Genomic DNA, 9,830 nt, shown 5'->3' on the forward strand with positions numbered 1-9,830 from the left:
AGTGTCGGCGTCAAGGGCTTATTTTAATAAGTTTTTCAAGCGATGATTTCTTAATCACTCTCGTGAAAAGAAGCAAAACCCGAAGCCCTTAAAGCGCTTGTCACCTGAGTCTCTTTCCCTAAGGAAGTAAACTCTCTAACACCGCTGCAAGTCCCGTACTACCTAGCGTTTGCTAAAAGTAATTGGCCTGCTGTGCCGTGTCAGTGGATGCGCATTATAGGGAAATCCTGATAGAGCACAAGAGGGTTTGCTAATAAAAACGGAATAATATGACTAAATGGATATTTCTCAAACGATACGTACAAAAAAGGGGCCAAAAGCCCCTTTTTGTAGTCGTTCTGTACTTACTCTGTCGCTATTACTGCCCTTGTTCCAAAAGACCTTTGATTAACGTAACGGCTTTGTCGTCATCCCAATCAACAAAGGTACGAACAAATGCTATTAACTCACCTTCTCTATTAAGGATAAAGGTCGCAGGAATAGTATCTAAAGGAAATACGTTACTTAAACTCTGCTCTTTATCATAGAAGGTAGAGAACCCCTCCATCCCTAATGACTTTAAGAACGGCTCAACCTGCTTATTACCATCAAAATCAATAGAAACAGGTAGAACTTCAAATTCATCAGATCCGATCTTGGCAGAAAAACGGCTAATCGCTGGTAGCTCTCTTACACATGGAGGACACCAAGTCGCCCACATGTTTACCATTATGACCTTTCCTTTATATTGGCTAAAGTCCACAGCGTTGCCTTGACTATCTTTAAAAGGAACAGCTTCAATAGGGAATGGTTTAGGCAATACACTGATTTGATCAACACTTGATTGGATCTCTACTTCGCCCTGTTTCTGCATTCCTGGGTAAGCTTGCGCTAGCCCTGTATACATGAGGGCAATTGCAAATAATCCAGATACTATGTTTTTCATTTAGTATCCCGCTTCAAAAGACGATCTAACTCTTGCTGTTCTTCCGCTGTGAGCTCTTCAGTATTGGTTCCTGTAATACGCTGCTTGCGAATAAATAGGAAACCAATCATACCGCCGAATAATAACAAACCAATAGGGCCTAGCCACAGAACATAGGTTTTGGCTTCCATTCTTGGCTTGTATAGCACGAACTCACCATAACGACTGGTCATAAATTCAACAATCTCGTCGTCACCTTTGCCTTCATCGACCATTTCGTATACTTCTAAACGAAGATCCTGAGCAACGGGTGAATTCGAATCTACCAAGTTTTGATTCTGACACTGTGGGCAGCGTAGTGAACTCGCTAAAGAAAGTGCACGTTTTTGATTTTCGGGAGACTTAAACTCATAAGTATCCACTGGCGTAGCATTAGCAACAGATGCCATGCTCAGCAAAAGCACAAAAGCTGAAAGACCCTTAATTATTGTCTTTATCATGATGCACCATCCTTTGCTGCTTCTGCTTGTAACTCTTGAACCATTGGATATAACGTTTCTTTCCAGATACGTGAATCAATAGGACCCGCATATCGGTAGCGAATAATCCCTTTATGGTCGACAAGGAAGCTTTCCGGAGCACCATAGACACCAAGGTCTAACCCAAGACGGCCATTATGGTCATATATATTGATAGTATATGGATTACCTTCGCGGCTTAACTCACGAATTGCCAATGCTCGCTCATCACGATAGTTGATACCATAGATAGGTAAAATATCTTTACGCGCCAATGTCATTAAAAAAGGATGTTCATATTTACATGAAGGACACCAAGTGGCCCACACGTTAAGTAGCGAAACTTTTCCTTTAAGTGTCTCATTAGTCAGAGTCTCCCCTGACTTTTCCAGAACCTCTAATTGGAAAGCCGGGATAGGCTTTCCTTCTAGAGCAGAATCGAGTTTTTGAGGGTTAAGGAAGAGTCCCTTATAAAGGAACACTCCCATACCTAAAAACACAATTAGTGGAATAAATAAAACTAGCTTTTTCATACTTACCCTATTCCAATTATGCCGTTGCTAATTTATCACTGTCTTCTACAACTGTCTTATCTGTGCTGCTTGCTTTAATTCTGTAACGCTTATCAGATGCAGCAAAGAAACCACCAATCATCATAAAGATCGCGCCGAACCATAACCAGCGAACAAACGGCTTATAGTTAAGACGAACTGCAAACTCTGTACGGCTGATAGGGTCGCCCATTGTGACGTAAAGGTCACGGAATAAACCCCAATCAATACCCGCTTCTGTCATGTCCATTGTACGAACATTATATTGGCGGCGATCGGGTTTCAATAATGTGACGTAATCGTCACCCTGGTAAACTTCAATCTGCCCTTGCTGCGCAGTATAGTTAGGACCCACTACATTTTTTGTCTCTAGATACTTGAAGGTATATCCCGCAAGCTCTTGAGAAATACCAGGCCCCATACGTACACTCTTCTCTATAGAGTAGTTAGAGACCATAGTTGCACCCATGACCGACACTGCAATACCTAAGTGGGCAAAAAGCATACCCATCTGGCTGCGACCTAAGCGCGTCATATCGACAGGGCCTTCTTTGGTCTTAACCATATTGTAGGCCGCTCGGAATGTCATAAGCGTTACCCAAGTTGCGGTAGCGGTACCTAACACAACCCAGATATTGAACTGACCATCAGCGATGAACGGTGCAGCTAAACCTACCACTGCTGCTACGATGGCTGGGATCATAAGTTGACGCTTCAACTCGCCATCTTTTGACTTCTTCCAGCGGATCACCGGGCCGATACCCATGAAGCTAAATAGTACTAATACAATTGGAACAAATACCGCGTTGAAGTACGGAGGTCCAACTGAGATCTTACCCATACCTAAAGCATCAATGAGTAGCGGATAAAGGGTACCCAATAAAACAGTACCACACGCTACAGTGAGTAATAAGTTACACACCAACAACATAGTCTCTTTTGACTTAAGCTGGAAGCGCGCGGGGCTTTTCATTTCGCTTGCTCGGAAAGCAAACAACGTGAGTGAGCCACCCACTGCTAACCCGAGTAGTAGTAGAATGAACATACCTCGACTTGGGTCTGCCGCAAACGAGTGCACTGATGTGAGCACACCTGAACGTACAATAAAGGTACCGAGTAAACTCAGTGAGAAAGCAAAAATCGATAATAGAACAGTCCAATTACGGAATGCGCCACGCTTTTCAGTCACAATAAGCGAGTGAACCAGCGCAGTACCAATCAACCAAGGCATAAATGATGCGTTCTCAACTGGATCCCAGAACCACCAACCACCCCAGCCAAGCTCATAATATGCCCACCAAGAACCGAGTGCGATACCACCAGTAAGGAATACCCAAGCGGCCAATGTCCATGGACGACTCCAGCGAGCCCAAGCAGAATCTAAACGCCCACTCATGAGTGCTGCAATTGCAAATGCAAAGCTAACTGAGAAGCCAACATAACCTAGGTACAGCATTGGCGGATGGAAGATTAAGCCTACATCCTGCAACATTGGGTTAAGGTCACGCCCCTCCATCGGGATAGGGAACAGCCGTTCAAACGGACTTGATGTCAGCAACATGAATAGCGAGAAACCAATCAATATCATGGCCAATACGGCAAGTACACGTGCGGTAAAGACCTCTTCTAAGCCTTTACTAAACAATGCGACTGCGGCAGCCCAAGCTGATAATGAGAAAACCCAAAACAGCAAGGAACCTTCATGGCCACCCCAGACTGCGGCAATCTTAAAGAAGATTGGCAATTCAGAGTTTGAATGATGCGCTACATAAGCGATAGAAAAATCGTCGACGGCAAAACTGTAACCGAGCACGACAACGGAAAAGAAAATAAAGAAGAACATTCCGTATGTTAATGGCCAAGCATAGCGCACCAAATACTGGTCTTTGCGAGCTACACCTACTAGTGGGACGATGGCTAGAAGCATGGCGAATGCCAGGCCTATAATCAGCGAAAAGTGTCCTAATTCTGGGATCATTGGTTTTCCTCAGTCCTAAATCATGTATTGATAAGCATGCGCTAATATCATTACATACGAGTCCGTAGTTAACACTACTAAAAAGGGTACAAATTTAGCTCAGTTTAGTATTTGCTATTGTTCCTGTCTGCCTATTTCGTACAAATATGGGTGACCTGTCTCATTCTTCCCCTATCTTAGTACGAGCAACACATAAACAGTGGATCAAAATTTCCACCATAAACTAAGCACATTTGGTGGGATTTTTAAGTCTGACTCAAGAAGTTCCACTAAGTTTCGAGTTATTTTGCAAATAAAATCAATCTGTGAACAAGTACGCAACTATGACCATTTCAGGTTATATTACTGTTCAATGAATAATCTTTACGTATAATCTGACCCCTAGTTCAGCGGTGAATCCGCTTTTTCGCAAACTAAAGTGAAATAGACATAATGACCACATTCTGGATCTTGATAGCCTTATTTGTGTTGGCCAGCCTAGCGCTGATTTGGTTTCCACATTTCCGTCAGCAAAAAATGCTGCAGACGGAAGAAGCCGGTGTTCGTAGAAGCACCAACTTAGAATTATTTACCGAGCGTCTCTCTGTATTAGAGAAAGAAGTCAGCGAAGAGTTACTTGATCAAGCTGAATTTGATGCACTTAAGCAAGAGCTTGAAATAAGCCTACTTCAAGATATGAAGCAGGGTGATGACGAATCTCTTGTCAATAAAGTTAAGCCTAAGAGCGTTGCATGGCCTGCAGTAATGTCTGCAGTGATACTTGGCATCAGTGGCTATATGTATTCAACACTCGGTGCATATGAAAACTTAGACCAACCTATGGCCGCCAATCAACCACACGCAGGCATGGACACTGCTCAGATCATGTCACAGCGCGTGCAGATGATGGAAGCGCAAGCTCAAGCTGAACCCGAGAATAGTCAGTTATGGTTTAGTCTTGGCCACACATACATTTCTGCTAACCGTTATGACGATGCAATAAAAGCATTCGACAAAACAATGGAGTTAGTTGGTGTACAAGCTGAGCTACTGGGTCCTAAAGCAACCGCTTTATATTACCGTTCAAATCAGCAAATGACGCCAGCGGTTCAAGCCTTGATTGATCAGTCACTAGCACTTGATGATTCAGACCCTTCAACACTATTACTTGTTGGTATGGACTCTTTTTTCTCTGCTGAATACCAAACTGCTATTGATGCATGGCAGTTAATTTTAGACAGCGAACGTAAGGATGTTGACCGCAGCGCCATTATCAATGCTATCGATAGCGCTAAGATGAGAATGGAATCAGATGGCGACATGCCTAATGATGACGCTCACAAGAATGTAACGCCTAAAACGGTCACTATTGAAGTCTCTATCTCTCCAGAACTTCAAGCTCAAGTGGCTAGCACGGATATGTTATTCATCTTTGCTCGCTCAACCGAAGGACCCAAAGTCCCTTTAGCGGCAACAAAGGTGTCAGCAGAATCATTACCAGCAACGATTACGCTTGATGACAGCACTAACATGGGCGGTAACGTTAAGTTGAGTGATGCTAAAGCGGTTGAAGTCATTGCAGTGTTATCTAAGCATGGCAGTGTTAAGCCGCAAGCGGGTGACATTCAAGGTAAACTTTCAATGCTCAAGGTTGGCGATACTGGGCAACTGATCCTTGATACCCAAGTTCAATAATCTCAAATTTCACGCATAAAAAAACCGGCTTTAGCCGGTTTTTTTATATCAACAAAAAGCTTACTTTGACATAAATTCAATTGCTTTTTTGTAGTCTTCATCTGAACAATCTGTACACATTCCACCTGGTGGCATTGCGTTTAGACCTGATTTTACGCTTAATACTAATGCGTCAGCGCCTTTAGCCAAGCGAGACTCCCATGCAGCAGCATCGTGTGCTTTTGGAGCGCCAGCAACACCCATGCTGTGACAAACTTGACATGCCTTGTCATAGACAGCTTTGCCGTCTTGGGCAAATGCACTTGTTGACAAAGTTAACGCTGCAACTGCAGTCAGTGCTAATAATTTTTTCATTTTATAGGTTCCTAATGCAAATTCTAACAAGGCTCACGCTGCCCTTATAGAATGCGGCAGACTTATTTTAGCTCGGCTAGATTACTACAAACTTCACCAAATGGCATCTATTTGTGACTAAAATCGCGTTAAAGACTGTTTAACAAGACATCATTCTCAAAAACGTTAATATATTAGCAAATGTTTAAAAAGTTCCCAAAAAGTTTCTAATATTGGAACTACATCATATTGCTGACACTTAACACCACGCCGTACTAAACGCTTGAAAGTCTATGTGTTAGTATTACTTGTGTTTTTATACAGCATGATATAGAGGACTCAGTGGTAGAACAATTAAAAGCAACAACACTGGTATCAGCTAGTAACTTAACCTGCATAAGAGAAGAGCGAATTCTTTTTGACGATCTGTCCTTTGAAATAACAGAAGGTGAGATAGTTCAAATTGAGGGGCCTAATGGTGCAGGTAAAACCAGCCTATTGCGGATCATCGCAGGTTTGTCTCGTCCCTATGCTGGCAATATCAATTTCAAAGGTGAAGATATCGTTCGGTGTCGAGATGAGTACAACGACGAATTATTGTACCTTGGTCACCTCGCTGGTGTTAAAAGCGAACTCACCGCGGAAGAAAATCTTAACTTCAATTTAAGACTCTGCGGGTATGATGGTTTTGACTCTCGTGAAATCCTTTCAAAAGTAAACTTATCCGGTTTTGAAGATGCACTAGCTGGCCACCTTTCGGCAGGCCAACATAGACGTACAGCGTTAGCGAGACTTTGGCATACGAACTGTAAAATTTGGCTTCTTGACGAACCCTTTACTGCAATCGATAAAAAAGGCGTAGAAGAGCTTGAGCATCTGTTTCTTGCTCATGCTAAACGCGGCGGCTGTGTCATCCTAACAACTCATCAAGATATGGGTGTAATTAGCGATGATATCTTACGTAAAATCAGTCTCGATTATCGCTTTGTATAGAGGTTAGTAATGAAAAAAGGCATTAGTTATACACAAGCTTTTGGTACGGTATTGAAACGAGACCTACAGATTGCAATACGTCATCGCGGTGATATATTCAATCCACTACTGTTTTTTGTACTTGTTGTTACCCTGTTCCCATTAGGCATTGGGCCAGAACCACAAGTGTTAACACGAGTTGCACCTGGTATTATATGGGTGGCGGCGCTTCTAGCCTCTATGCTGTCTTTAGAACGTTTATTTAAAGCAGATTATGTAGACGGAAGCCTCGAGCAAATGCTGTTAAGCCCGCAACCTTTACCATTAATGGTTTTGGCTAAAGTTCTGGCACATTGGATATTAACAGGCGTACCGTTAATTTTAGTGGCGCCTCTATTGGCAGTGCTGTTGCATCTTGAGAGCAATAGCTATGGGGCACTCATCGCGACGTTAGCACTTGGAACACCAGTATTGAGTCTTCTAGGTGCCATTGGCGTTGCGTTAACAGTCGGACTGCATAAGGGTGGTGTGTTGTTAAGTTTACTCATTTTACCTTTATATATCCCCGTTCTAATTTTTGCTACCAGCGCCATAGATGCTGCTGGTATGAATTTACCTTATGATGGTCAGCTCGCTATAATCGGCGCTATGTTGATCGGTTCATTAACGTTAGCACCATTCGCTATTGGTGCTTCCTTACGAGTGAGTACTAACTAAAATGTGGAAATGGTTACATTCATACGCGGATCCTGAACGCGCTTATAAGCTTTCAAGCACCCTATTACCTTGGTTTGCAACACTTGCAATCGCTTTTATCGGTATAGGCACTATCTGGGGTTTAGGTTTTGCCCCGACTGACTACCAGCAAGGTGATAGTTACAGAATTATCTTTATTCATGTACCTGCTGCATCAATGTCGATGGCGGCTTATATGGGCATGGCGACATGCTCGTTCATCGGTCTTGTTTGGCAAATAAAGTCTGCTGACTGGGCTGCAGCCTCAATAGCGCCTATTGGCGCGGTGATCACCTTTATTGCGCTTGTTACTGGTGCAACCTGGGGCAAACCAATGTGGGGCACATGGTGGGTATGGGATGCACGCTTAACATCTGAGCTAGTACTACTCTTCCTTTATTTGGGGGTAATATCACTTTACGCTTCATTTGAAGATAAAGTACTTGCCGCGAGAGCGTCTGGCATTTTGGCTATTGTTGGTGTCATCAATATCCCTATCATTAAGTACTCTGTAGACTGGTGGAGCTCATTACATCAGCCGTCTACCATCCGTATTACAGAAAAATCGACCATGTCGACCGATATGCTGTATCCACTACTTATCAATATCTTTGGTTTTGGGCTTATGATCGCAGCGATTACTATTGTGAGATTTAGATCAGAAATTTTGGCACGAAATGGAATGCGTCCATGGGTGCGTGAACTTGCTAAAGCAGAAGGGGTCAAATAATGCAATTCGACTCAATTAGTGAATTTTTAAACATGGGCGGCTATGCTTTTTATGTATGGCTAGCTTACGGAGTAACCTTCTTCTCTCTTGGAACGCTAGTCGCTTTAAGTGTCAGACAGAAACGTAAAGTGTTAGTTGAAATCGCAAAGAAGATTCAACGAGAAGAACGCCTTAAAGAAACTCGGAGTACTAAATAGTGAACCCAAGACGGAAAAAACGCTTAACCCTAGCAGTTGCTTTAATCGGTGGTGTCGCGGCAATAGGGTCATTGCTTTTATATGCCCTAAATTCAAATCTAAATCTATTTTACACTCCAACTGAAATTGTTCAGGGTAAAAAAGATACTGGTGTAATGCCTGAAATAGGTCAACGCATCCGCGTCGGTGGCATGGTTACCATTGGTTCTATGGTCAGAGACCCAGAAAGCCTACATGTTGAGTTTGCCATTCATGACTCACTCGGTGGCGAAATCCTTGTTACTTTTGATGACTTATTACCAGACTTATTCCGCGAAGGGCAAGGGATCGTTGCTCAGGGCGTTCTATCAGCACCTGGTATACTGCAAGCAACTGAAGTTCTTGCCAAGCATGACGAGAACTACATGCCTCCAGAGGTTGCAGAAGCGATGGGCCAAACCCATGAAAAGCTCGATTATGATGAAAACCAGTCTAAGGCCGGTGGTTATTAATCGCTAGAGCTGCTGTTAAGCTATAAAGCCTCCATTAATTGGGGGCTTTTTTATTTACTGTACTCAATAGCCACTTAAAAATAAAACTGACACCTATTCTCACATCCTTGGTAGCTGCTCCATGGCTACTCTACCTCCAGAATCTATTCAGTCGTATATCAAGAGTTTTCACCGCGGCATACCGTGCTTTGCCATTTACTTTAAGACCTCTGCCACTCCACAGGAAGCGCTCTAGCATTCGTTGCATTGGCCAGTTTCTGTCGTCAATGCGCCTTGAATAGATGAGCTTGGGCGTTGGTGAGTTGACTATATATTTAGTGGGATGGGTTTGTACCTTTGAGTCTAACAATGAACTAACAGCCCTACTTGCAACATTATCTAAGTAGTATTAATGAGGGCGCTTGCCTTACTCATCCCTTGAACTTGCTTCTGCCAATTGTTGGCTGGCCTTTCGTAAAAGCAACTGTCCCAAAACTCAAAGCCCTCCCCTTTTTTCCAAGCTAGAAACGGCCGCAGAAATGGGTTGTTATCACCAATCGATAGACAGGGCGAGCCCAAAAACCCTTAAATGCCGCTAGCGGCCAAAGATATTAAATAGTCCGGGTCACTAACTCTCAATCATTGTAATTTATTAAAGCTGTGGCTGTGGCTGTGGCTGTGGCTGTGGCTGTGGCTGTGGCTGTGGCTGTGGCTGTGGCTGTGGCTGTGGCTGTGGCTGTGGCTGTGGCTGTGGCTGTGGCTGTGGCT

The 9,830-nt window shown here is 43.4% G+C and carries 11 protein-coding genes; 6 read left to right on the forward strand and 5 right to left on the reverse strand.

The window, feature by feature from the left end:
• Positions 1–358: 358 nt before the first annotated feature.
• From L2755_RS21250 to L2755_RS21265, 4 genes are read right to left on the reverse strand one after another with little or no spacing between them, the layout of a single operon-like run.
• Complete coding sequence (locus tag L2755_RS21250; RefSeq protein WP_248982647.1) at positions 359–925, reverse strand: TlpA disulfide reductase family protein; 567 nt, start codon at positions 923–925, stop codon at positions 359–361.
• Positions 922–1,404, reverse strand: coding sequence for a heme lyase NrfEFG subunit NrfF (gene nrfF / locus L2755_RS21255; protein ID WP_283102899.1), 483 nt, complete (start codon positions 1,402–1,404; stop codon positions 922–924). Before nrfF ends, L2755_RS21250 begins: the two co-directional genes overlap by 4 nt.
• Positions 1,401–1,955, reverse strand: coding sequence for a DsbE family thiol:disulfide interchange protein (locus L2755_RS21260; RefSeq protein ID WP_248982648.1), 555 nt, complete (start codon positions 1,953–1,955; stop codon positions 1,401–1,403). Before L2755_RS21260 ends, nrfF begins: the two co-directional genes overlap by 4 nt.
• A 16-nt stretch (positions 1,956–1,971) precedes the next feature.
• Complete coding sequence (locus L2755_RS21265) at positions 1,972–3,951, reverse strand: heme lyase CcmF/NrfE family subunit (protein ID WP_248982649.1); 1,980 nt, start codon at positions 3,949–3,951, stop codon at positions 1,972–1,974.
• A gap of 432 nt (positions 3,952–4,383) precedes the next feature.
• Here L2755_RS21265 and ccmI point away from each other — a divergent pair, with 432 nt between their 5' ends.
• Positions 4,384–5,625: a c-type cytochrome biogenesis protein CcmI gene (ccmI, locus tag L2755_RS21270; protein WP_248982650.1), complete on the forward strand. Its 1,242-nt coding sequence runs from the start codon at positions 4,384–4,386 to the stop codon at positions 5,623–5,625.
• 60 nt (positions 5,626–5,685) lie between these two features.
• On the opposite strand, the gene L2755_RS21275 is transcribed toward ccmI, so the two are convergent.
• Positions 5,686–5,979 carry a c-type cytochrome gene (locus tag L2755_RS21275; RefSeq protein ID WP_248982651.1) on the reverse strand — a complete coding sequence of 98 codons (294 nt, stop codon included), beginning with the start codon at positions 5,977–5,979 and terminating at the stop codon, positions 5,686–5,688.
• A gap of 321 nt (positions 5,980–6,300) precedes the next feature.
• Here L2755_RS21275 and ccmA point away from each other — a divergent pair, with 321 nt between their 5' ends.
• From ccmA to ccmE, 5 genes are read left to right on the forward strand one after another with little or no spacing between them, the layout of a single operon-like run.
• Positions 6,301–6,951: a cytochrome c biogenesis heme-transporting ATPase CcmA gene (ccmA, locus tag L2755_RS21280; RefSeq protein ID WP_248982652.1), complete on the forward strand. Its 651-nt coding sequence runs from the start codon at positions 6,301–6,303 to the stop codon at positions 6,949–6,951.
• Positions 6,952–6,960: 9 nt separating this feature from the next.
• A complete protein-coding gene (ccmB, locus tag L2755_RS21285) occupies positions 6,961–7,647 on the forward strand; it encodes a heme exporter protein CcmB (RefSeq protein ID WP_202287017.1) in 687 nt (228 codons plus the stop codon).
• A 1-nt stretch (position 7,648) separates the two neighbouring features.
• The gene (locus L2755_RS21290; RefSeq protein WP_248982653.1) at positions 7,649–8,395 is read left to right on the forward strand and encodes a heme ABC transporter permease; all 747 of its coding nucleotides are present in this window, start codon (positions 7,649–7,651) and stop codon (positions 8,393–8,395) included.
• Positions 8,395–8,592, forward strand: coding sequence for a heme exporter protein CcmD (gene ccmD, locus L2755_RS21295; protein WP_248982654.1), 198 nt, complete (start codon positions 8,395–8,397; stop codon positions 8,590–8,592). Before L2755_RS21290 ends, ccmD begins: the two co-directional genes overlap by 1 nt.
• Positions 8,592–9,083, forward strand: coding sequence for a cytochrome c maturation protein CcmE (gene ccmE / locus L2755_RS21300; protein WP_248982655.1), 492 nt, complete (start codon positions 8,592–8,594; stop codon positions 9,081–9,083). The genes ccmD and ccmE overlap by 1 nt, the downstream gene beginning before the upstream one ends.
• The last annotated feature ends 747 nt before the right edge of the window (positions 9,084–9,830 follow it).

The sequence above is a fragment of the Shewanella abyssi genome, from assembly GCF_023284025.1.
GTDB lineage: Bacteria > Pseudomonadota > Gammaproteobacteria > Enterobacterales > Shewanellaceae > Shewanella > Shewanella abyssi.

Bases quoted from the DNA above. Each gene is read 5' to 3' on its own strand.
- L2755_RS21250 (WP_248982647.1), bottom strand. From the start codon at position 925: ATGAAAAACATAGTATCTGGATTATTTGCAATTGCCCTCATGTATACA.
- nrfF (WP_283102899.1), bottom strand. From the start codon at position 1,404: ATGATAAAGACAATAATTAAGGGTCTTTCAGCTTTTGTGCTTTTGCTG.
- L2755_RS21260 (WP_248982648.1), bottom strand. From the start codon at position 1,955: ATGAAAAAGCTAGTTTTATTTATTCCACTAATTGTGTTTTTAGGTATG.
- L2755_RS21265 (WP_248982649.1), bottom strand. From the start codon at position 3,951: ATGATCCCAGAATTAGGACACTTTTCGCTGATTATAGGCCTGGCATTC.
- ccmI (WP_248982650.1), top strand. From the start codon at position 4,384: ATGACCACATTCTGGATCTTGATAGCCTTATTTGTGTTGGCCAGCCTA.
- L2755_RS21275 (WP_248982651.1), bottom strand. From the start codon at position 5,979: ATGAAAAAATTATTAGCACTGACTGCAGTTGCAGCGTTAACTTTGTCA.
- ccmB (WP_202287017.1), top strand. From the start codon at position 6,961: ATGAAAAAAGGCATTAGTTATACACAAGCTTTTGGTACGGTATTGAAA.
- L2755_RS21290 (WP_248982653.1), top strand. From the start codon at position 7,649: ATGTGGAAATGGTTACATTCATACGCGGATCCTGAACGCGCTTATAAG.
- ccmD (WP_248982654.1), top strand. From the start codon at position 8,395: ATGCAATTCGACTCAATTAGTGAATTTTTAAACATGGGCGGCTATGCT.